The organism is Alcaligenes faecalis (assembly GCF_002443155.1).
GTDB classification, from domain to species: domain Bacteria; phylum Pseudomonadota; class Gammaproteobacteria; order Burkholderiales; family Burkholderiaceae_B; genus Alcaligenes; species Alcaligenes faecalis.
In genome coordinates, this window is sequence record NZ_CP023667.1 from 2,797,025 (window position 1) to 2,818,485 (window position 21,461).

Annotated in this window: 17 protein-coding genes, 2 tRNA genes and 3 rRNA genes; 10 read left to right on the plus strand and 12 right to left on the minus strand. The window is 55.0% G+C overall.

Going from position 1 to position 21,461, the window contains the following annotated elements; all coding sequences use genetic code 11:
• Positions 1-16 precede the first annotated feature (16 nt).
• From CPY64_RS13120 to CPY64_RS13130, 3 genes are all read right to left on the minus strand, one after another.
• Positions 17-871, minus strand: coding sequence for a cytochrome c oxidase assembly protein (locus CPY64_RS13120; protein ID WP_042486978.1), 855 nt, complete (start codon positions 869-871; stop codon positions 17-19).
• A gap of 30 nt (positions 872-901) precedes the next feature.
• Positions 902-1,237, minus strand: a complete 336-nt coding sequence (locus CPY64_RS13125; RefSeq protein ID WP_003803097.1) for a hypothetical protein — start codon at positions 1,235-1,237, stop codon at positions 902-904.
• A gap of 340 nt (positions 1,238-1,577) precedes the next feature.
• Complete coding sequence (locus tag CPY64_RS13130) at positions 1,578-2,027, minus strand: hypothetical protein (RefSeq protein WP_226791379.1); 450 nt, start codon at positions 2,025-2,027, stop codon at positions 1,578-1,580.
• Between the two features lie 126 nt (positions 2,028-2,153).
• Here CPY64_RS13130 and CPY64_RS13135 point away from each other — a divergent pair, with 126 nt between their 5' ends.
• The 6 genes from CPY64_RS13135 to ruvA all read left to right on the plus strand — a co-directional run bounded on the left by CPY64_RS13135 (position 2,154) and on the right by ruvA (position 7,466).
• Positions 2,154-3,314, plus strand: a complete 1,161-nt coding sequence (locus CPY64_RS13135) for an FAD-dependent monooxygenase (RefSeq protein ID WP_042486971.1) — start codon at positions 2,154-2,156, stop codon at positions 3,312-3,314.
• Between the two features lie 95 nt (positions 3,315-3,409).
• Positions 3,410-4,405 carry a tRNA dihydrouridine synthase DusB gene (dusB, locus tag CPY64_RS13140; RefSeq protein ID WP_021446962.1) on the plus strand — a complete coding sequence of 332 codons (996 nt, stop codon included), beginning with the start codon at positions 3,410-3,412 and terminating at the stop codon, positions 4,403-4,405.
• A 55-nt stretch (positions 4,406-4,460) separates the two neighbouring features.
• Positions 4,461-4,700: a helix-turn-helix domain-containing protein gene (locus tag CPY64_RS13145; RefSeq protein WP_003803089.1), complete on the plus strand. Its 240-nt coding sequence runs from the start codon at positions 4,461-4,463 to the stop codon at positions 4,698-4,700.
• Between the two features lie 26 nt (positions 4,701-4,726).
• Positions 4,727-6,319, plus strand: a complete 1,593-nt coding sequence (gene purH / locus CPY64_RS13150; protein WP_026484736.1) for a bifunctional phosphoribosylaminoimidazolecarboxamide formyltransferase/IMP cyclohydrolase — start codon at positions 4,727-4,729, stop codon at positions 6,317-6,319.
• Between the two features lies 1 nt (position 6,320).
• Positions 6,321-6,866 (plus strand): crossover junction endodeoxyribonuclease RuvC, encoded by a 546-nt coding sequence (gene ruvC, locus CPY64_RS13155; RefSeq protein WP_003803085.1) that lies wholly within the window; start codon positions 6,321-6,323, stop codon positions 6,864-6,866.
• A gap of 18 nt (positions 6,867-6,884) precedes the next feature.
• Complete coding sequence (gene ruvA, locus CPY64_RS13160; RefSeq protein ID WP_026484735.1) at positions 6,885-7,466, plus strand: Holliday junction branch migration protein RuvA; 582 nt, start codon at positions 6,885-6,887, stop codon at positions 7,464-7,466.
• A gap of 71 nt (positions 7,467-7,537) precedes the next feature.
• On the opposite strand, the gene CPY64_RS13165 is transcribed toward ruvA, so the two are convergent.
• Positions 7,538-8,497: a threo-3-hydroxy-L-aspartate ammonia-lyase gene (locus tag CPY64_RS13165; protein ID WP_042486968.1), complete on the minus strand. Its 960-nt coding sequence runs from the start codon at positions 8,495-8,497 to the stop codon at positions 7,538-7,540.
• Positions 8,498-8,698: 201 nt separating this feature from the next.
• Here CPY64_RS13165 and ruvB point away from each other — a divergent pair, with 201 nt between their 5' ends.
• Positions 8,699-9,769, plus strand: coding sequence for a Holliday junction branch migration DNA helicase RuvB (gene ruvB / locus CPY64_RS13170; RefSeq protein WP_003803078.1), 1,071 nt, complete (start codon positions 8,699-8,701; stop codon positions 9,767-9,769).
• A 4-nt stretch (positions 9,770-9,773) separates the two neighbouring features.
• Here ruvB and CPY64_RS13175 read toward each other — a convergent pair whose 3' ends face one another.
• Together CPY64_RS13175 and pyrC are read right to left on the minus strand one after the other, a co-directional pair.
• Positions 9,774-10,526 (minus strand): hypothetical protein, encoded by a 753-nt coding sequence (locus CPY64_RS13175; protein WP_042486966.1) that lies wholly within the window; start codon positions 10,524-10,526, stop codon positions 9,774-9,776.
• A 135-nt stretch (positions 10,527-10,661) separates the two neighbouring features.
• A complete protein-coding gene (pyrC, locus tag CPY64_RS13180; protein ID WP_042486962.1) occupies positions 10,662-11,720 on the minus strand; it encodes a dihydroorotase in 1,059 nt (352 codons plus the stop codon).
• A 319-nt stretch (positions 11,721-12,039) separates the two neighbouring features.
• Here pyrC and CPY64_RS13185 point away from each other — a divergent pair, with 319 nt between their 5' ends.
• From CPY64_RS13185 to CPY64_RS13195, 3 genes are all read left to right on the plus strand, one after another.
• Entirely contained in the window at positions 12,040-12,318 is a 279-nt protein-coding gene (locus CPY64_RS13185) for an SWIB/MDM2 domain-containing protein (protein ID WP_042486959.1), read from the plus strand.
• Between the two features lie 105 nt (positions 12,319-12,423).
• The gene (locus CPY64_RS13190) at positions 12,424-13,869 is read left to right on the plus strand and encodes a cryptochrome/photolyase family protein (RefSeq protein WP_226791380.1); all 1,446 of its coding nucleotides are present in this window, start codon (positions 12,424-12,426) and stop codon (positions 13,867-13,869) included.
• An 18-nt stretch (positions 13,870-13,887) separates the two neighbouring features.
• Complete coding sequence (locus CPY64_RS13195) at positions 13,888-14,469, plus strand: hypothetical protein (RefSeq protein WP_042486958.1); 582 nt, start codon at positions 13,888-13,890, stop codon at positions 14,467-14,469.
• Between the two features lie 376 nt (positions 14,470-14,845).
• Here the strand turns inward: CPY64_RS13195 and CPY64_RS13200 are convergent, their stop codons facing one another.
• From CPY64_RS13200 to CPY64_RS13225, 6 genes are all read right to left on the minus strand, one after another.
• A complete protein-coding gene (locus CPY64_RS13200) occupies positions 14,846-15,211 on the minus strand; it encodes a DUF4870 family protein (RefSeq protein WP_042486956.1) in 366 nt (121 codons plus the stop codon).
• A 230-nt stretch (positions 15,212-15,441) separates the two neighbouring features.
• Positions 15,442-15,554: ribosomal RNA gene (gene rrf / locus CPY64_RS13205) — 5S ribosomal RNA — on the minus strand.
• Positions 15,555-15,735: 181 nt separating this feature from the next.
• A 23S ribosomal RNA gene (locus CPY64_RS13210) occupies positions 15,736-18,618 on the minus strand.
• Between the two features lie 378 nt (positions 18,619-18,996).
• Positions 18,997-19,072 (minus strand) — tRNA-Ala (locus tag CPY64_RS13215).
• Positions 19,073-19,083: 11 nt separating this feature from the next.
• Positions 19,084-19,160 (minus strand) — tRNA-Ile (locus CPY64_RS13220).
• 93 nt (positions 19,161-19,253) lie between these two features.
• Positions 19,254-20,790: ribosomal RNA gene (locus tag CPY64_RS13225) — 16S ribosomal RNA — on the minus strand.
• The 16S, 23S and 5S rRNA genes sit together here with 2 tRNA genes alongside, the layout of an rRNA operon.
• Positions 20,791-21,461 lie beyond the last annotated feature (671 nt).

Below are 21,461 nucleotides of genomic sequence, written 5' to 3' on the forward strand. Positions count from 1 at the left end.
GATACTCCCGACAAAATCAATTGGCCCTGACCATCATAGCGCTTGCCCGCTTGCGAGATTCTGGCAAACGGTGACGCGCTGACAGGCGCATCAAGGTGCCCAAGGCATACAAAAGGCCAAACACTTCCACCAGACCGGCCAGCACCCACATGATCAGCCCCCCCATGACCTGATCAGCCAGCGCATCCATGCCCGGAATGGCACGACCACATAAATCGAAAATCGGATACAGGTCGTATTCGGTAAAGGTGATGATGGCACCCACAACCATTTGCGGCACCATGGTGATAACCGGCGAAAGTATACGCCCCCCCACCGACAGCCGGGCCGGTGGCGAAGGCCGACGATCCAGAATCAGGTTCCAGTACATGATCCCGCTGATAACCACAGACCAGTTCATCAAACGGTACAGACGCCAGTCCAGCATGGAGTAAAACTGCACCGTGGGCAGCATCCAGATCAGGACCAGGAAAACAAACAGAAAGGCGACCAGTATCGGGTTGGTCAGGATAGCCTGAACGCGTCGGCCACTGGGTCTACGCAGCCATTGAGCCAGAGCACGACGCCAGCTTAAAGGCAGGCCGGCGCGCAGGGTCTGGCCAGGGTAGGCTCCCATCAGGAACAAGGGGCCCAGATGATGCAAGATCAAATGCTGGGCCCGATGGATGAAGAACATGCGCTCGGCGTAATAGTCCAGACGCGTGTGCAAGGAAAGATAGAGGAGAATCAGGCCAATCCAGAAGAAGGACTGGCGCAAAAGATTGGGGCGGTGTACTTGCCGCCCCCGGACGTACAAAGCAATGACCAGCAAAAAGGTCAAAAGCAGAACAGGAGAAAACTCCCAAGGTGTCAGCCAGTCGAGCAAGGACATAGCAGCGCCATCCGCAAATCCAGTTGCGGTTTAGTTTATAGCAATACGCTCCCGTCCTGCCCACTTCACATTCAGCACACCGGGATAATCCCGAATCAGCCGTGCACGCTGCATCAGCTCTGCGCGCAGTTCAGGCGGGCAGGTCAAGGTCACACACGCGGTATCGTGCGTATCGGAATGGTCTACCTGCACATTGGCCACGCGGATACCTGCCGTATTCAGGTCCGAGTAAATACGACGCCGGATCTGGGCCAGATCGCCACGAGGGCAGACAACCGTCAAACGGGAGACGGACAAAGGGGCACGAGCACGCAGGGCAGAAGCCTGGATGCCGGCACGGCGCAAAAAGAGATCGAAAATACGCATACATTCCCCCTATTGCACATTAAAGTTGCAACACATCAGGATTCAGAAAGCCAAGGGCTTTCCAGAGAATGAAATGGCGGGGAATTTAAGGCAGCAGAACAGCCGCCTGAGACACCACGCCCTGAAATTTCCAGGACGCGGCAAGCTGTGAAGGAATCAGCGGGCCTGAACGCGCCTGGACATAGATAGGTCGAACATAGATCGACTAGCACTGTCGCCGGGGTCGGGATTCACCACACAGCTCCTATAAAACTAAAGAACCCGTATTGTAACGTGCGCAAGGCCTCGCCACAAGGGCAGGCCTGTGAAAAACCTTTACTTTACAAGGCACTTGATGTGTTTAATACACAGACAGATCCAGCCAGCCCATATAGCGATAAAAGGCCATGATGATGTGTACCAGCCAGAACAGGCTGATATTGGCAAAGGCAACCGTCGAGACCACCGCTGTCAGGACGCTGGGCCAGCCATGCTGATTGTGTTGCTCGCTTTGGGGGTTGTAGAGCGCGTCAAATTTTTCGGGGCTACGCAGCGCCAGAATCACGGCCTCGATAATCCCGGCACTGACCGGCAAGATCAGCAAATTGGGGAATAACGAATCCAGCCCCTGCTGAAACACCAGCGTTCCCAGAATGGCCAGGCTGGTAAACATCAAAGGGACATACCAAAAACGTCTGCCCAGATAGCGGTGCTGTGCGCCCACCACACCTAATAGAAGAGACAGCCACGCAGCGGTGACTTTATGGCGAAAAGGTTTGGTCTGTTCAAATGACAAAGTCTGCTGAGACATGCAGGGCATCCAATCCGGGCTTGTGCTGCCAGCCATTGCGCACAGCTGTCATTTGCTTAAAGCCAATTTGACAGCCACCTTCCCGTACAATACCTGAATTACTTCCTTGCCGTCATGAGGTCCCCCATGAATGCCACCGACTACGACATCGCCATTTGTGGCGCCGGTCCCGTAGGCGCATCTTTGGCGCTAATGCTGGCTGCCCAGCACCCAAGCCCGTCACGCATTGCCGTTCTGGGGAAAAACTTCAATCTGGCCAGTACCGAACATGCCCAGGGCGATCCACGCACCCTGGCCCTGAATCACGGCAGCCGTCGCCTGATTCTGAATCAGCTCAAAGCCTGGCCCGAGCGCGCCGCCCTGATGCGCACCGTGCATGTTTCCCAAAAAGGACGCCTGGGCCGTTGTCTGATTCAAGCCGACGAACTGGGTGTACCTGACCTTGGCGCCGTGGTTCATTACGATGATTTGCTCTGGGCCCTGCATGCCCGGCTCCGGGACAGCGGCGTCACGCTGCTGTCCGCTCAGGAGGCCCGTACTCACTCCGCCCCCAAACAGATTCTGGTCGACCACGATGCGGGTCAGGCCACAGCCTTGATTGCCGTGCAATGTGATGGCGTCCGTCCAAGCGGCGTGCGACGCGATTACGGTCAACACGCCTTGTTGACGACGGTGCGCGCCAGCCAGCCTCAAACCGGCTGGGCCTACGAGCGCTTTACCGAACACGGCCCCTTTGCCGCACTGCCCCACCCTGATGCACCCGACCTGTATGCCATCGTCTGGTGCAACAGCCCTGAACGCAGCCAATCTCTATCCGAACTGCCGGTCGAGGCGTTTCAGGCCGCCATGTTGCAAGCCTTTGGAGAGCGCCTGGGACATCTGGAGCTGGTCTCCAAGCGTCACATCTTTCCCCTCGCCTTTCATGCCGGCCCCAGCCGCTTGTCCGAGCGCCTGCTGGCAGTCGGCAATGCCGCCCAGACCTTGCACCCGGTGGCCGGTCAGGGCCTGAACCTGGGCCTGCGTGATGTCGCACAATTGTCACAGTGTCTGGCCGCCTGGCAAGCCGATTGCAGCCAGAACCCCGATCCCTTTTTGGCGCGTTATGCCCGTCTGCGTCGCCCCGATCGCTGGTTGACCGCCGCCATCACCGACACCTTGCCGCGTCTGTTTGCGACCAAGAATCCGTTGATACAACATGCGTGTGGTCTGGGGCTGTTGGCCATGGACACCCTGCCGTTCGCTCGTCAGCCCTTTGCACGGCAATTGCTGCAAGGGATGCGCGCCTAGGCCCCTCTGTCATGCAGGTCCCGATGCGGGGCCTGCCCTTTTCTTCTTGTAAGTCCTTGCCCACGAAGCCGTGCCGCAGGGTTAAAATCTTCCCCATGCGTATCGGCCCCTGGACCCTTCCTAACCCCATTTTCATTGCCCCCATGGCTGGAGTCACAGACAGACCTTATCGTCGTCTGTGCAAGACGCTGGGCGCCGGTTATGCTGTCTCGGAAATGGCCGCCAGCAACAAGCGCTTGTGGGACAGCGTAAAAACATCCCGACGTCTGAATCACGAGGGTGAGGCTGATCCGGTTGCTGTACAGATTGCCGGTTCCGACCCTGAAATGATGGCCGAAGCAGCCGTGTTCAATATCAGCAAAGGCGCTCGCATCATCGATATCAATATGGGTTGCCCGGCCAAAAAAGTGTGTAACGTGGCCTCGGGTTCCGCGCTCTTGCGTGACGAGCCACGCATCATTGAAATCCTTGAACACGTTGTCAAGGCATGTACTCCCTACCAGGTTCCGGTTACACTCAAGACCCGCACCGGCTGGGATGCGCAATCGCGCAATGCTGTTCGTATTGCCCGCTTGGCCGAGGATATCGGCATCGCCGCTTTGACCCTGCATGGCCGCACACGCTGCGACTTCTACCAGGGCCACGCCGAATACGACACCATACGCGAAGTCAAAAACAGCCTCTCTATTCCGGTCATCGCCAATGGGGATATCGATAGTCCCGAAAAGGCAAAATTCGTACTAGAGTACACCGGAGCGGATGCCGTCATGATCGGTCGAGCCGCGCAAGGACGTCCCTGGATTTTCCGGGAAATCCTGCATTACCTCGAACATGGCGAACATCGTGCAGCCCCCACCTTTGGCGAGCTGCGCGATTGCATGATCGAACACCTGCAAGACCACTACGCTTTCTACGGGCAGCACACTGGAGTACGTACTGCCCGCAAGCACATAGGCTGGTATCTGTCGGATATGCCGGACTCCCGACACTGGCTGGATCAGATTAATCGTATCGAAAACTGTGCAGATCAATTAGAAGCCATTACTCACTGGTTTCAAGAATGCGACCTGGACCAGCCCTACCTGCAATAACAGACAGCTGTGTGGCTCTTTTGTATTTAAGTACTACGTATACCTTCAGAAAAAAATGTCAACGACCAACCCACTAGAACAGTCCGTACGTGAACGCCTCGAACGCTACTTCGCCGATCTGGGCGAATCCGAGCCACGCGATCTGTTGTCGATGGTCATCTCCTGCGTGGAACGGCCTGTCCTGCAAGTTGCCCTGGAGAAATCCGCGGGCAACCAATCCAAGGCCGCAGAAATGCTGGGCATCACGCGTAGTACTTTGCGCAAGAAGCTCAGCGCCCACAATCTGCAACCCTGATTCCTAACTCTCACGTCTCACCTTCCATGAAAATCCAGACAGCTCTTCTCTCTGTCTCCGACAAAACCGGTATTGTCGAATTTGCCCAAGCACTCGCCCAGCGGGGAGTGCGGCTTCTATCCACTGGCGGCACGGCCAAGCTGCTGGCCCAGGCCGGCCTGACTGTTACCGAAGTGGCCCAGCACACCGGTTCGCCAGAAATTCTGGATGGCCGTGTCAAAACACTGCATCCAAAAATTCACGGTGGCCTGCTGGCCCGTCGCGACAGCGCCGAACACTTGAAGACTCTGGAAGAGCACGGCATTGACCGTATCGATCTGCTGGTCGTCAACCTCTACCCTTTCCGTGAAACCATTGCCAAGCCTGGTTGCACCTTTGCCGATGCGGTAGAGAACATTGATATTGGTGGCCCCGCCATGTTGCGCGCTGCTGCCAAAAACCACGGCACGCCTGAAGGCGGCGCCTGTGTCGTCATTGACCCCGTCGATTACGAACGCGTGCTGGCTGATATGGACGGCCCTGCTGGTCACCCTTCTTACGGCCTGCGTCTGGAACTGGCTGCCAAGGTCTACGCCCACACCGCCGCTTACGACGGTGCCATCGCGGCTTACCTGAGCAGTCTGGCTCAAGCCGAGCCTGCCCAGGACAGCGCCCCCGAAGTGAACACCTGGCCCAATGTGCTGACCATTCAGCTCAAACAGGAGCAGACTCTGCGCTACGGCGAGAACCCGCACCAAAGCGCGGCTTTCTACACAGACGGCACCATTGGCGAAGGTCTGCTGGGTCGCTACAAGCAATTGCAGGGCAAGGAACTGTCCTACAACAATATTGCTGACGCCGATGCCGCCTGGGAATGTGTACGCAGCTTTGACGCGGGCGCTTGCGTCATCGTCAAGCACGCCAATCCTTGCGGTGTAGCCCTGGGCGAAACCGCCGAGGAATCCTACCGCAAAGCGTTCCAAACCGATCCAACGTCGGCCTTTGGCGGCATTATTGCCTTCAACCGCGAAGTGGACGAAGCCGCTGCCCAGGCGATCAGCAGCCAGTTTGTGGAAGTGCTGCTGGCACCTTCCTACACTCAAGGTGCTCTGGACGTGTTTGCCGCGAAAAAGAACGTGCGCGTGCTGAGCATTCAGCCCGGCCAGGCTCACAACGCGTTTGACGTCAAGCGTGTCGGTGGCGGCTGGTTGGTACAAACACCCGACACGTTCCGCGATAACACCGAAGGCTTCAAGGTCGTGACGCAAGTCCAACCTAGCGCCCAGCAAATGCAAGACATGCTGTTTGCCTGGAACGTGGCCAAGTACGTGAAATCCAACGCGATCGTGTTCTGCGGTCAGGGCATGACGCTGGGCGTAGGTGCTGGCCAGATGAGCCGTGTGGACTCTGCCCGCATCGCTTCCATCAAGGCTGAAAACGCTGGCTTGACCCTGCAGGGTTCGGCTGTCGCGTCCGACGCTTTCTTCCCCTTCCGCGATGGTCTGGATGTGGTTGCCGAAGCGGGCGCCACCTGCGTGATTCAACCCGGCGGCAGCGTGCGTGATGACGAAGTCATTGCCGCCGCCAACGAGCGTGGAATTGCCATGGTCCTGACCGGCACACGCCACTTCCGTCACTAATATGCGAATCCTGGGCATAGACCCTGGCTTGCGTCGCACTGGTTTCGGAGTGATCGACGCCCAGGGGCCCAGCTTGCGCTATGTGGCCAGCGGGACCATTGTGGTCCCGCCTGATCTGCCTCTGGCAGAGCGACTAAAGCTGATTCTGACTCACATCACGGAAGTGATTGAGCAAAGCAAGCCCGATACCTCTGCCATCGAAAAAGTCTTTGTAAACAGCAACCCTGCCTCGACCCTTTTGCTGGGACAGGCTCGGGGTGCCGCCTTGTGTGCGCTGGCGGTAGGTGGGCTGGATGTGCATGAGTACACGGCCTTGCAGATCAAGAAAACCGTCACCGGCAGCGGCCATGCTGCCAAAGAACAAATCCAGCTGATGGTACAGCGGCTTCTGCAGCTGAACGGCCTGCCTGCGCCGGACTCGGCCGATGCCCTGGCCTGCGCCATCAGCCATGCTCATCACAGCAGTGTGGTGGGCGGCCTGCAAAAAAGCGGAGCCATCACCACCGGGCCGCGCCGTCGCATTCGCGCTGGCCGGATCTTGGGTTAACTATCCAGAAGGAACGTCATGATAGGTCGCATCCGGGGTACCTTGATCGAAAAACAACCGCCTACCATCTGTGTGGATGTGGGTGGGGTTGGTTATGAAATCGATGTACCCATGAGTACGCTCTACCAAATGCCGGAACTGGGCGCGCAGGTCAATCTGTTCACCCATCTGGCCATTCGTGAAGATGCTCACGTGCTGTTTGGCTTTTCCAGCCTGAACGAGCGCAGCACTTTCAAGGCACTGATCAAAGTCACCGGCATTGGCGCCCGCACGGCCCTGTCCTTGCTTTCGGGCATGAGTGCTGAAGAGCTGGCCGATGCTATTACCCGCCAGGAGACTTCCCGTCTGGTGAAGATTCCAGGCATAGGCAAGAAAACCGCCGAGCGTCTTTTGCTGGAACTGCGTGGCAAGCTGGGTGCAGACCTGGGCAGCGGTGGCGCCGTCAGCGCCACTCCCAATAGCCGTGATGATGTGTTGCACGCTTTGGAAGCCCTGGGCTACTCCAACAAGGAGGCCAGTATTGCTGTCAAAGCCTTGCCGGATGATATTGATGTGTCGGAAGGGATCAAGCAGGCATTGAAGTCGCTGTCACGCGCTTGATACGACACGACTATGTATAAAAAACCGGGCCGTTCATATGAACGGCCCGGTTTTTTTAACTATTCCATTCATCAAGCGAGCAGACGCCCCAGGGCGGACACATCCACATTCCCGCCACTGATCAGCACACCGACCTTGCGGCCTTGCAAATCACCCTGCCGCATTACCGCCGCGGCACCCAAGCAACCTGTAGGCTCCACCACCATCTTCATGCGTTCCGCAAAGAAACGCATGGCCTGAACCAGCTCGGGATCAAGCACCGTCAAAATATCCGTCACCATGCTGCGAATCAACTCAAATGTCATCGGTGCCAAAGCTTGGGTCAGCGCCCCATCAGCAATGGATGCAGGTGGCGCAATCTTGACGATCTCCCCACTGCGCAAGGACTGCTGGGCATCATCCCCTGCCTGCGGCTCCACACCAAAGACTTCGCAAGCCGGAGCCATGGCCTTGGCAGCCAGCAAGCAGCCCGACAGCAAGCCACCGCCTCCTAAGGGAACGTAGAACTGCTGCAAGTCCGGCACGTCCTGAAACAGCTCCAATGCAGCCGTCCCCTGCCCCGTGATGACATCGGGATGTGCAAAGGGAGGAATCAAGGTCAGCCCCTCACGATCCACCAACTCTTGTGCAATCTGGGCACGATCCTGGGTCAGGCGATCGTACTCGATCACTTTGGCACCATAGCCGCGCGTTGCAGCCAGTTTGGCAGCCGGAGCATCCGAATTCATGATAATGGTGGCCGGGATACCCAAAAGCTTGGCCGACAAGGCCACCGCCTGCGCGTGATTGCCAGAGGAAAAAGCCACGACACCTGCTTTTTTCTGCTGCTCGTTCAACTGCGCCAGCGCATTGAAGCCACCGCGAAACTTGAAAGCACCAATACGCTGAAAGTTCTCGCACTTGAAGTAGACTTCGCCATTCAGGCGCTCGTTCAAGGTTGCGGACGTCAAGACTGGTGTGCGGTGTGCCACAGGCGCCAAGCGCTCAGCAGCGGCCACAACATCAGCAAAATCAGGTAATTCCAGGGACATGGCTAAAATCTCGATTGAAAACTCCAGCCCACATTATGCGCGATGCCATGCGAAGCAGCCTAGACCTGCCCACACAAAACTAGCCTGCCTGCACAAGGCAAGCGATTTGCACAGACACTCCATGCACATCGCCATGTTCCTTGGTACTCAGGCGGCGGGTGCTTGGTGTACCATACTGTATATTCAATCAGCGTAGTCATCATGGCCATACACTCCGATTCGCTCTCCAGCCTGCCTTCTGAACAGCGCATCATCACGCCCAAACCCTTGTCACCCAACGAAGAGTCCATCGAACGCGCCTTGCGACCCAAGATGCTGGAGGACTATGTCGGGCAAGCCCGGGCGCGCGAACAGCTGGAAATCTTTATTGCCGCTGCGCGCCAGCGCCAGGAAGCGCTGGACCACGTCTTGCTGTTTGGTCCTCCCGGTTTGGGTAAAACCACCCTGGCTCACATCATTGCCCATGAAATGGGGGTGAACCTGCGCCAGACTTCCGGCCCCGTACTAGAACGCCCCGGTGATCTGGCTGCCTTGCTGACCAATCTGGAACCCAACGACGTTCTGTTTATTGACGAGATCCATCGCTTGTCCCCCGTCGTGGAGGAAATTCTGTATCCAGCGCTGGAAGACTTTCAAATTGATATCCTGATTGGCGAAGGCCCGGCCGCCCGCAGCGTCAAACTGGATTTGCAGCCCTTTACCCTGGTCGGTGCCACCACTCGCGCTGGCATGTTGACCAATCCCTTGCGCGACCGCTTTGGCATTGTGTCTCGCCTGGAGTTCTATGACGTCAAAGACCTGACGCATATCGTGGCGCGCAGTGCCGGGCTGCTTAATGTCAGCACAACCGATGAAGGCACTTACGAAATTGCCCGCCGTTCACGCGGCACACCACGTATCGCCAACCGGCTCTTGCGCCGGGTGCGCGACTACGCCGAAGTTAAAACCGGCGGCATTATCCATACCGAGTGTGCTCAAGCTGCCCTGTCCATGCTGGAAGTGGACCCGCAAGGCCTGGATTTGATGGACAGAAAACTGCTGGAAGCCATCGTGCATAAATTCGACGGTGGTCCAGTAGGGGTAGACAGCTTGGCCGCAGCCATTGGCGAAGAGCGCGACACGATCGAAGATGTGATCGAGCCCTACCTGATCCAGCACGGCTTTTTGCAACGTACTCCCAGGGGCCGCATTGCTACCCTGAACACCTGGCGTCACTTGGGGCTAACGCCTCCACGCAACACGCAGGGTCAGGATCTGTTCGACGCAGAATAAGTGCTTAACCCCGGCGAGCCCAGGGGCGAAACACCAATAGCAAGGTAATCGCAATCGACACGGCGGCAGCCAGCAACAAGGCTGTCAGCCAGTGCAAATGCGTGAAAGTCAGCGCCAGCGTGGTGCAGAACCCCGCCAGACTGCCTGTCCCCCACAACGCTGAACGCAAGGTCGCTACCAAGCTTGCCGCACCTAAGGTTTGATGGATGGTCACCGCCACCACGGTATAGCCAATAGGGAAAGCCATAATCAGCCCGGACAAGCTCGGCCCCAGCAAAGAACTGCTGGTGGTCACGATAGCGACCAGAAGTCCTGCCAAAGCCCCTCTGAATATCAGCAAGCCCCAGCCCGCCTTCGCTTTGCTGCTGCCTTTCATGCCGGCCAGACGACGCGAAACACGCAAGCTGAATGCAGTCACAGCAATAAACAAAGCCAGCCCCAGAACAGGTTGCACGGGCATAAAGGACAGGAGCAAGGCCGCCACCGCCCAACCAGCTACCGCACACAACAAGGTGCGCCAGGGCGACAAAGTGGGTGCGCAAAGAATGATGAGCAGCAAAAACAGCTGAGTCGCGCTTAGCGAATACACGGCATAGGTTGCCGCCTGCTGCACATAATCGGCAGGAAACTGCTGGGACAGAAAATAAAAGCCGGGGCCCAATACCATGGGCAAGCCCGCCAGCGCACCACCAATCAAGGGGCCAAATGCCCCGACTGACCACGAAACCAGAACAACAACCAAAGCGGTGGCGGCCATACGAACTGCCAAGGCAGACCACGCTATATCAAGAAAAGCAGTTTCCACGGAGCTATCTCGCAGTGAAACCAGGTATCAGGAGCTGCCCGACTCAGCGCCATCAAAGACACTGAAATCGGGCGGCTTCTTTCATCCTTAGCTCACCACACTCCAGTCCAGAGCCTGACCGGCAGCCAGAGGAATCAATGGCTCACCAGCCATTTCCACGGACTCAGGAATGGTGAACTGGCTGCGTTGCAGAGTCATTGTTCCTTCATTGACCGGCAGACCATAGAAGGCAGGGCCATTCAGGCTGGCAAAGGCTTCCAGGCGGTCCAGACGTCCGGCCTTGTCAAAAGCCGACGCGTACAACTCCATGGCGTGCAGCGCGGTATAACAGCCCGCACAGCCACAACTCTGCTCTTTGCGGCTACGCGAATGCGGTGCACTGTCTGTGCCCAGGAAGAAACGATTGCTGTCGCTGGTGGCGGCATCCACCAAAGCCTGACGGTGCTTCTCGCGCTTCAGGACCGGCAAACAGTACCAATGTGGCTGCAAGCCACCCTGGAACAAGGCATTACGGTTATAGAGCAGGTGATGCGCCGTGATCGTCGCGGCAACCGGGCCATCGGCCTGGCTCACATAAGCGGCACCCTCTGCCGTGGTCAAGTGTTCAAACACCACTTTCAGTTCGGGAAAAGCCTTGCGCATGGGAATCATCACACGCTCGATGAATACGGCTTCGCGGTCGAACAAGTCGATGCTGGGGTCCGTGACCTCACCGTGCATCAGCAAAGGCATTCCCGATTCCTGCATCTGGGCCAGCACCTTGGAACAGTTCTTCAGCAAATCTGTCACGCCTGCATCGGAGTTTGTGGTGGCACCGGCGGGATACAGCTTCACGCCATGCACAAACCCACTTTCCTTGGCGCGAACGATTTCCTCAGGCTGAGTATTGTCCGTCAGGTACAAAGTCATCAAAGGCTCAAACTTGCCGACGTACTCGGTTTTGGCCAGGGCGCTCAGAATACGCTCGCGGTAGGCCAGAGCCTGTGCGGTGGCTGTAACGGGCGGGGTCAGGTTGGGCATGACGATAGCCCGGTCAAATTGTGCCGCAGTATGGCCCAAGACCGATTCCAACACAGCACCGTCACGCAGGTGCAAATGCCAATCATCAGGACGACGAATGACCAGGGTATCCACAGTAGGGCTCATATCTTTACTCAATATCAAACAAAGGCCCTGTGCTTTGAACCGTCGATAAAGCAACAGGTGCCACAATTGCCTTTCAGCAGGCCGAATCCACCATTATGCTACAGCTACCTGTGCTGCGCATGATTGGCCCAGGAATCCCGAGCCCAAATTAATAGTGCATTGCAGCAGCCTGTAAACACTGGAAAATCTGCTTACAGACGGGAAAAGCTCTTACGCACAAAGGGCTTGGACGTATAGGGGGTATCACGGTATGCTGACAGACAAGTCGTGCCCTAGCGCATAACCCGCCCCTTCAACTCGTTTCTCAGGAGTTCCGTTCATGGCCAGCACTGAAAAAAAGCCTGCTACCCGCAAACCCAATGCAGCCTTCATGAAACCACTCACTCCTAGCCCGACCCTGGCTGCTGTGATTGGCCCTGGCGCGCTGCCGCGTACTGAAGTTACGAAGAAAATCTGGGAATACATCAAGAAGCACGATCTCCAGGATCCCAAGAACCGTCGCAACATCAACGCCGACGCCAAGCTGCGCCCCTTGTTCGGCAAGGACCAGGTCTCCATGTTTGAACTGACCAAGCTGGTCAGCACTCACTTGAAATAAGCGTGGGGTGCCTGGGCACCTCTGGCAATATCGGGCCGCGTCGCTGAGCTTTCAGCCGCGGCCCTTTTTCATGTGGCATCATCAAGCCCCTGAATTCGCGTCTTCATGTCGATGTCAACCTCTGCCCCTCCTGATCAAGCCCCACGTGTTCTATGCTGGCTGCGCCGGGATCTGCGCCTGCACGACCACGCAGCTTTGCACCATGCTTTGAAAAGCGGTTTGCCCGTGGCCTGTGTGTTTGTTTTTGACAGCACAATTCTGAAGTCCCTGCCCGCCGATGATATACGGCTGGCTTTTATCTACGACAGCCTGCTGCAGGTTCAGGAACAACTGCGCCAGTATGGCAGCGAACTGATTACGGTTTACGGCGATCCTATGCAAAAAATCCCAGAGCTGGCGAGCAGCCTGAATGCAAAAGCCGTCTATACGAACCAGGACTATGAGCCTGCGGCAATCACTCGGGATCAGACTGTCAGCCATGCCCTCTCTGCACAAGGCGTGGAGCTGCAGCTTTTCAAGGACCAGGTCATTTTTGCGCGAGATGAAATCCTGACACAGCAAAAGCAGCCCTATACGGTTTTTACGCCCTATAAGCGGAACTGGCTGGCACGTATCCAATCGGAGGATGTCCAGGCCTATGATTGCTCGCAAGGGCAATGGGCTGTGCTACCTGAGCAAGCTTTACCAGGATTGGACGAATTGGGCTTTCAGGGAGAGTCTCGCGCAAAACTGCTGAACCCTGCGGGTTGGCAAGGAGCTCAGACCTTGCTGAAGCAATTCGAACCCAGAATCCACGCGTATCAGATGCTCAGGGATTTTCCGGCCAAACGAGGCGTCTCCTATCTTGCCCCACATCTGCGCTTTGGCACGCTATCTATTCGCCAAGCCGTCTCTTTGGCCTGGCCCAGCGACTCTGAAGGTTCGGCTACCTGGCTTAGCGAACTGATCTGGCGAGAGTTCTACCAGCAGTTCCTGTGGCACCACCCTGAGACAGCCACAGAGAGCTTCAAACCCGCCTACAAGGATCTACCCTTCCCTAATCGCGAAGACTGGTTTCAGGCCTGGAAAGACGGCCAGACCGGCTATCCAATTGTTGATGCCGCCATGCGCCAGTTGAACCAGTCAGGCTATATGCACAATCGGCTACGCATGATCAGCGCCTCCTTTCTGGTGAAAGACTTGCTGATAGACTGGCGTTGGGGTGAGCAGTACTTTGCCCAGAAGCTGCTTGATTACGACATGGCTTCTAACGTGGGAGGCTGGCAATGGGCCGCCTCCACGGGATGCGATGCACAGCCTTACTTTCGCATCTTTAATCCCATCACCCAATCACGTAAATTTGATCCAGACGGACAATTCATACGCCGCTATGTGCCTGAGCTGGCGTCGCTGGACAAGCAGGCTGTTCACGCACCCTGGCAGGCCAAGCAGCTCCCTATCGAATTCAGGCTGGGACAACACTACCCGGCCCCCATCGTGGATCACGACACACAACGGCATCTTGCTTTGGCTCTATTCAAGCAAGCAGGAGAGCAAGAGCACACGGATTGAAATACCTTAAGGATATTTATGTCAGAAAGCTCCAGACCACCACCTCCAACCAGTACATCAGTACTGCTGCAAAACCTGCAAGCCGCCCATCCCCAGGCACAAGTGGCCATCCTGGATTTCAGTGCCGATCATGCCGAAATCAGCCTGGCTCATAAAGGCGCCCCTGTACATACCGAGCACTTCCCGGAACTAAGCGGAGTCCAGTTGTTGGCCAGCTGCTTTTCAGACTCCAGTTCACGCGCAGCGCAATTGGAACATGCCATCGAAGTCGTAGAAGACGCCATCATGCCAGCCAGCCTGGACCTGCGTCAGTTCATGGTATTTGCCGCCAGTGAGTTCGCAGAAGAACTTGGCACCTGGCTCCATCAGGCCCAAGGCAGAGAGCAGCACATCATCCTGAATCGGGACACGATTGACGACCTGTTCACCCTGTATGCCGCCGCCAGCCAAGGGGCCGTCAGTCTGAAAATGATTAACGCTGGTTCTTTGGAAAATATCCATCAGCTGGTTAACAATCAGAACCTGGGTATTTACCTACTGCTGCTGCGTGAATGTATGCATCATATGCACATCGAGCAGATCCACCTGCTGGCACCCTGAGGCTTCCCTTTTGAGCGCCCATAGATAGAGATAAATCCAGCCATGCAGGAAACGGCTCGGAACTAGCCAAGGCATCGCCCGGATGCAAGGCTTGAAACGGTGCACGCCCTGCCTTGTATAGCGAGACTTTCTGAAACGCGGTTAAAACGTCTTGATGGTTTTTCCGTGAGGCTTGCACAGGGTAAAGAACACAGCTTGCCAGTCATGCCATGAGGCGGAGTCAGCCTGTATATCCAGGACACTCAAGGCAGATCCAGTTCAAAGCGGATCGAAACGACATCACAAAACTAGGTCACATAAAAAAAGGTGCTCATCAGAGCACCTTTTAAATTACCTCTTTCTGGCCTAGCCAGAGCAATCTTCATACTAGATCTGCTTAGTAATCGTGCCCCAGGGCCTGACCACCCGCCAAAGCCAGCCAGCCTTTGATCAAGCGATGAATAATCCAGACCAAGGCTACCAGCGCGGTTACCCAACCAATAAAGATGGTCGTCAGCAAAGCGCTCAGCACCATCCACAACAGGCCCCACCAAAAAGTCTTGATGACCCAATCCAGATGGCTGGCATAAATTGTGCCCGATGCATCACCGCGTTTGACGTAAGCCAGAATCACAGCTGCTACAGCTGCAGCACCGAAGATACCTGCACTGATCATAGCCAAAGAAAACAAGCCATAGCAGATGTGCGTAATCTTGCGCAGCGACAAGCCTGGTTCAAGCTCGGGGCTAATAGGCTGATTCATTCGGTTCTCCTGAAACAAGCATTAACAATAACTATACCGAACTATTTTACCCATACTTTGGGCATTAACCGTATGACAGTGGCAGAGCTACCACCATACAGATAAAAGAAACGACGTAAGAAACGCCGCTTCTATGATGCCATCAGAGTGTGCCGCTGGCCTGTGCGTGGGCGACGCATAAAACAAAACCCCCGCAAGCGGTGCGCTTGCGGGGGTTTTGAGGAATAAGAGCTTGACGATGACCTACTTTCACAGACGTCCGTCCACTATCATCGGCGCAAAGGCGTTTCACAATCCTGTTCGGGATGGGAAGGTGTGGGACCACCTCGCTATGGTCGTCAAGCGTAACTGGTTGCCGAGTCGTCTTTTTAAGGGACGCCCCAGCCAATTGGAAGAAGCACACCACTAGCGATCAGTACGGATCAGCTAGCAGCGGTTACGAAGGTGTCGAGCGCGGGTTGCGCTGCACTTCAATATTACGTTCTGTGGTCAACAACTTAACTCACTACAACCTCAAGGGTTATAGGATCAAGCCACACGGGCAATTAGTACTGGTTAGCTACATGCATTACTGCACTTCCACACCCAGCCTATCAACGTCCTGGTCTCGGACGACCCTACAGGGAGGTCAAGCCTCCGGGATATCTAATCTTCAGACGAGTTTCCCGCTTAGATGCCTTCAGCGGTTATCTCTTCCGTACGTAGCTACTCGGCAATGCCATTGGCATGACAACCGATACACCAGTGGTACGTCCACTCCGGTCCTCTCGTACTAGGAGCAGGCTCCGTCAAATATCCAACGCCCACGGCAGATAGGGACCAAACTGTCTCACGACGTTTTAAACCCAGCTCACGTACCTCTTTAAATGGCGAACAGCCATACCCTTGGGACCGGCTACAGCCCCAGGATGAGATGAGCCGACATCGAGGTGCCAAACACCGCCGTCGATATGAACTCTTGGGCGGTATCAGCCTGTTATCCCCAGAGTACCTTTTATCCGTTGAGCGATGGCCCTTCCATACAGAACCACCGGATCACTATGTCCTACTTTCGTACCTGTTCGACTTGTCAGTCTCACAGTCAAGCACGCTTATGCCATTGCACTATCAAGACGATTTCCGACCGTCTCTAGCGTACCTTCGAACTCCTCCGTTACACTTTAGGAGGAGACCGCCCCAGTCAAACTGCCCACCATGCACGGTCCCCGATCCCGATAAGGGACCTAGGTTAGAACCGCAAACAGACCAGGGTGGTATTTCAAGGATGACTCCACGCGATCTGGCGACCACGCTTCAACGTCTCCCACCTATCCTACACAGGCCGGTTCACAATCCAATGCAAAGCTACAGTAAAGGTTCATGGGGTCTTTCCGTCTAGCCGCGGGGAGATTGCATCATCACAACCATGTCAACTTCGCTGAGTCTCAGGAGGAGACAGTGTGGCCATCGTTACGCCATTCGTGCAGGTCGGAACTTACCCGACAAGGAATTTCGCTACCTTAGGACCGTTATAGTTACGGCCGCCGTTTACCGGGGCTTCGATCAAGAGCTTGCACCCCATCACTTAACCTTCCGGCACCGGGCAGGCGTCACACCCTATACGTCCACTTTCGTGTTTGCAGAGTGCTGTGTTTTTAGTAAACAGTCGCAGCCACCGATTCACTGCGGCCTCTTCATGCTTTGTGCGCAGGCACATCACACTAATGAGGCATACCTTCTCCCGAAGTTACGGTATTAATTTGCCGAGTTCCTTCTCCTGAGTTCTCTCAAGCGCCTTGGAATATTCATCCCGTCCACCTGTGTCGGTTTGCGGTACGGTCTCGTAGAGCTGAAGCTTAGAGGCTTTTCTTGGAACTGCTTCCAGTTAGTTTAGAGCCGAAGCTCTATCCAGTCACACCCTTGAATTACGCACCCGGATTTGCCTAAGTGCCTTCTATGATGCGCCAACGGGGACATCCAACACCCCGATAACATTCTGCAATCCGTCCCCCCATCGCACTCTACGACGGTGCGGGAATATTAACCCGCTTCCCATCAGCTACGCATCTCTGCCTCGCCTTAGGGGCCGACTCACCCTGCGCCGATGAACGTTGCGCAGGAAACCTTGGACTTACGGCGAGGGGGCTTTTCACCCCCTTTATCGCTACTCATGTCAGCATTCTCACTTCCGATACCTCCAGCATTCCTCACGGAACACCTTCACAGGCTTACGGAACGCTCTCCTACCATGTGTACATAGTACACATCCGCAGCTTCGGTCTATGGCTTAGCCCCGTTACATCTTCCGCGCAGGACGACTCGATCAGTGAGCTATTACGCTTTCTTTAAAGGATGGCTGCTTCTAAGCCAACCTCCTGACTGTCTATGCCTTCCCACTTCGTTTCCCACTTAGCCATAGTTAGGGACCTTAGCTGGCGGTCTGGGTTGTTTCCCTCTTGAGTCCGGACGTTAGCACCCGGTGCTCTGTCTCCCGTACTGTACTTGCCGGTATTCGGAGTTTGCCATGGGTTGGTAAGTCGCTGTGACCCCCTAGCCATAACAGTGCTCTACCCCCGGCAGTAATATACGAGGCACTACCTAAATAGTTTTCGGAGAGAACCAGCTATCTCCAGGCTTGTTTAGCCTTTCACTCCGATCCACAGCTCATCCCCTAATTTTTCAACATTAGTGGGTTCGGTCCTCCAGCACGTGTTACCGTGCCTTCAACCTGGCCATGGATAGATCGCCTGGTTTCGGGTCTACACCCAGCGACTGAATCGCCCTATTCGGACTCGCTTTCGCTACGCCTCCCCTATTCGGTTAAGCTTGCCACTGAATGTAAGTCGCTGACCCATTATACAAAAGGTACGCAGTCACACCACGAAGGTGCTCCTACTGTTTGTATGCATACGATTTCAGGATCTATTTCACTCCCCTTCCGGGGTTCTTTTCGCCTTTCCCTCACGGTACTGGTTCACTATCGGTCGATCACGAGTATTTAGCCTTGGAGGATGGTCCCCCCATATTCAGACAGGATTTCACGTGTCCCGCCCTACTTGTTCGATGCTTAGTTCCACGTACTGAATTTCGCCTACAGGGCTATCACCTGCTACGGCTGGACTTTCCATTCCATTCGACTATTCACTACGCTAAAACATCCAGGCTGGTCCGGTTTCGCTCGCCACTACTTCCGGAATCTCGGTTGATTTCTTTTCCTCGAGTTACTGAGATGGTTCAGTTCACTCGGTTCGCCTCCACATGCCTATGTATTGAGCATGGGATACCGTATTACTACGGTGGGTTTCCCCATTCGGACATCTACGGATCAAAGCTTGTTTGCCAGCTCCCCGTAGCTTTTCGCAGGCTACCGCGTCCTTCATCGCCTGTGATCGCCAAGGCATCCATCATATGCACTTATTCGCTTGATCCTATAACGCTTGATGCTGTTATAGGAATATGAGTATACGTTGTTGCCGTTCATCAATCCTTAGCTGTCATCCAATCCGAAGATCGAACAACGTCTATATTTTTGAGAACTTTCGTTGAACATAATTTGTTCTGTTGCAATCACAACCCGTGTATTGTCATCACAAGGCGACTAATCGCTTTGCGTTTATTAGACAACACACCTTCGTTGTGCTTCTTCCTAATTGTTAAAGAGCAATTCGTGGGTTGCATAACCCAACGAGCAGTATTCTTTAAAAAGAACACTCTTCGTTGAATCTAGCGCCAGGTCAACCGTTGTTGTCCTGTGCCCTATACTCTGTCATGAACCTTGCTGTATCGACAACCATCCACAAAAGCGGTGGTGGAGGATGACGGGATCGAACCGACGACCCCCTGCTTGCAAAGCAGGTGCTCTCCCAGCTGAGCTAATCCCCCGAGGTAATCGTTGGTGGGTCAAGTTGGAATCGAACCAACGACCCCCGCCTTATCAAGACGGTGCTCTAACCGACTGAGCTACTGACCCATCTATCACCAGTGGGCGATACCTTCAATGGTCATGACATTAACTAACAGCCAATAAGTGTGGACGCTTTCGCTTTGCGAGCCATTCGCTCTAAAAGGAGGTGATCCAGCCGCACCTTCCGATACGGCTACCTTGTTACGACTTCACCCCAGTCATGAATCCCACCGTGGTAAGCGCCCTCCTTACGGTTAGGCTACCTACTTCTGGTGAAACCCACTCCCATGGTGTGACGGGCGGTGTGTACAAGACCCGGGAACGTATTCACCGCGACATTCTGATCCGCGATTACTAGCGATTCCGACTTCACGCAGTCGAGTTGCAGACTGCGATCCGGACTACGATCGGGTTTCTGAGATTGGCTCCCCCTCGCGGGTTGGCGACCCTCTGTCCCGACCATTGTATGACGTGTGAAGCCCTACCCATAAGGGCCATGAGGACTTGACGTCATCCCCACCTTCCTCCGGTTTGTCACCGGCAGTCTCATTAGAGTGCTCTTGCGTAGCAACTAATGACAAGGGTTGCGCTCGTTGCGGGACTTAACCCAACATCTCACGACACGAGCTGACGACAGCCATGCAGCACCTGTGTTCCGGTTCTCTTGCGAGCACGGCCAAATCTCTTCGGCTTTCCAGACATGTCAAGGGTAGGTAAGGTTTTTCGCGTTGCATCGAATTAATCCACATCATCCACCGCTTGTGCGGGTCCCCGTCAATTCCTTTGAGTTTTAATCTTGCGACCGTACTCCCCAGGCGGTCAACTTCACGCGTTAGCTGCGCTACTAAGGCCTAACGGCCCCAACAGCTAGTTGACATCGTTTAGGGCGTGGACTACCAGGGTATCTAATCCTGTTTGCTCCCCACGCTTTCGTGTCTGAGCGTCAGTATTATCCCAGGGGGCTGCCTTCGCCATCGGTATTCCTCCACATATCTACGCATTTCACTGCTACACGTGGAATTCTACCCCCCTCTGACATACTCTAGCTCGGCAGTTAAAAATGCAGTTCCAAGGTTGAGCCCTGGGATTTCACATCTTTCTTTCCGAACCGCCTACACACGCTTTACGCCCAGTAATTCCGATTAACGCTTGCACCCTACGTATTACCGCGGCTGCTGGCACGTAGTTAGCCGGTGCTTATTCTGCAGATACCGTCAGCAGTACCTCGTATTAGGAGGTACCTTTTCTTCTCTGCCAAAAGTACTTTACAACCCGAAGGCCTTCATCATACACGCGGGATGGCTGGATCAGGGTTTCCCCCATTGTCCAAAATTCCCCACTGCTGCCTCCCGTAGGAGTCTGGGCCGTGTCTCAGTCCCAGTGTGGCTGGTCGTCCTCTCAAACCAGCTACGGATCGTTGCCTTGGTGAGCCTTTACCCCACCAACTAGCTAATCCGATATCGGCCGCTCCAATAGTGAGAGGTCTTGCGATCCCCCCCTTTCCCCCGTAGGGCGTATGCGGTATTAGCCACTCTTTCGAGTAGTTATCCCCCGCTACTGGGCACGTTCCGATATATTACTCACCCGTCCGCCACTCGCCGCCAAGAGAGCAAGCTCTCTCGCGCTGCCGTTCGACTTGCATGTGTAAAGCATCCCGCTAGCGTTCAATCTGAGCCAGGATCAAACTCTTCAGTTTAATCTCTGTGGTTGTCCCGTCTTGCGACGAGACCGATTGTGTCTCAAAGAAAAATTCAGAGTTACACAAGGTAATTCTTCATCTTTCGTTTGTGAGCACTTGATACAAACTTGTGGCGATCCCCGAAGGGTTCGACTCGCTCATTCCAAGCGCCCACACTTATCGGCTGTTAATTGTTAAAGAGCAGTGACAGTTGCCTGTCGTTCTACCGACTAACCCGGCTGGCTCGTCGCGCTTAGCGCTTCGTGCCTTGCTGTGTTAGCAGCAGAGAAACGAGATTATGAAGCAGATCAGGCAGTGTGTCAAGCGTTTTTTTGAAGAAGTTAGAAAGTTTTAAAACCGTCCAACTCATCCCGCTTAAACCAGAACTTTCGTTCCGTCCTACCTGGCGAACAATCAACCCAAAGGGTCAACCATCCAACTTCACAAACAAGGGTAAATTTTCAAATTTGTTTCAACCTTCGAAACCGCTTAAAAACTTAACGCTGCGTTCTCTGGAGCAGAACCTAGAACTTTAACACAGAATTTTCTGATTTGTCAAGCTCCGGGTTTTACACCGTGTCAGTTACCTGACTCAGTCATTCAAGCTTCGGTGCGGGCCTCTTGGCCAAGGCGGTGAATCTTGTCTAACTGCTCTCTGTAGCGCTTTGAGGGAAAACCCTGTGTGTGCT

Excerpts from the sequence above, each read along its gene's own strand:
- CPY64_RS13120 (WP_042486978.1), bottom strand. The coding sequence starts at position 871 with ATGTCCTTGCTCGACTGGCTGACACCTTGGGAGTTTTCTCCTGTTCTG.
- CPY64_RS13125 (WP_003803097.1), bottom strand. The coding sequence starts at position 1,237 with ATGCGTATTTTCGATCTCTTTTTGCGCCGTGCCGGCATCCAGGCTTCT.
- CPY64_RS13130 (WP_226791379.1), bottom strand. The coding sequence starts at position 2,027 with ATGTCTCAGCAGACTTTGTCATTTGAACAGACCAAACCTTTTCGCCAT.
- CPY64_RS13135 (WP_042486971.1), top strand. The coding sequence starts at position 2,154 with ATGAATGCCACCGACTACGACATCGCCATTTGTGGCGCCGGTCCCGTA.
- dusB (WP_021446962.1), top strand. The coding sequence starts at position 3,410 with ATGCGTATCGGCCCCTGGACCCTTCCTAACCCCATTTTCATTGCCCCC.
- CPY64_RS13145 (WP_003803089.1), top strand. The coding sequence starts at position 4,461 with ATGTCAACGACCAACCCACTAGAACAGTCCGTACGTGAACGCCTCGAA.
- purH (WP_026484736.1), top strand. The coding sequence starts at position 4,727 with ATGAAAATCCAGACAGCTCTTCTCTCTGTCTCCGACAAAACCGGTATT.
- ruvC (WP_003803085.1), top strand. The coding sequence starts at position 6,321 with ATGCGAATCCTGGGCATAGACCCTGGCTTGCGTCGCACTGGTTTCGGA.
- ruvA (WP_026484735.1), top strand. The coding sequence starts at position 6,885 with ATGATAGGTCGCATCCGGGGTACCTTGATCGAAAAACAACCGCCTACC.
- CPY64_RS13165 (WP_042486968.1), bottom strand. The coding sequence starts at position 8,497 with ATGTCCCTGGAATTACCTGATTTTGCTGATGTTGTGGCCGCTGCTGAG.
- ruvB (WP_003803078.1), top strand. The coding sequence starts at position 8,699 with ATGGCCATACACTCCGATTCGCTCTCCAGCCTGCCTTCTGAACAGCGC.
- CPY64_RS13175 (WP_042486966.1), bottom strand. The coding sequence starts at position 10,526 with ATGGCCGCCACCGCTTTGGTTGTTGTTCTGGTTTCGTGGTCAGTCGGG.
- pyrC (WP_042486962.1), bottom strand. The coding sequence starts at position 11,720 with ATGAGCCCTACTGTGGATACCCTGGTCATTCGTCGTCCTGATGATTGG.
- CPY64_RS13185 (WP_042486959.1), top strand. The coding sequence starts at position 12,040 with ATGGCCAGCACTGAAAAAAAGCCTGCTACCCGCAAACCCAATGCAGCC.
- CPY64_RS13190 (WP_226791380.1), top strand. The coding sequence starts at position 12,424 with ATGTCGATGTCAACCTCTGCCCCTCCTGATCAAGCCCCACGTGTTCTA.
- CPY64_RS13195 (WP_042486958.1), top strand. The coding sequence starts at position 13,888 with ATGTCAGAAAGCTCCAGACCACCACCTCCAACCAGTACATCAGTACTG.
- CPY64_RS13200 (WP_042486956.1), bottom strand. The coding sequence starts at position 15,211 with ATGAATCAGCCTATTAGCCCCGAGCTTGAACCAGGCTTGTCGCTGCGC.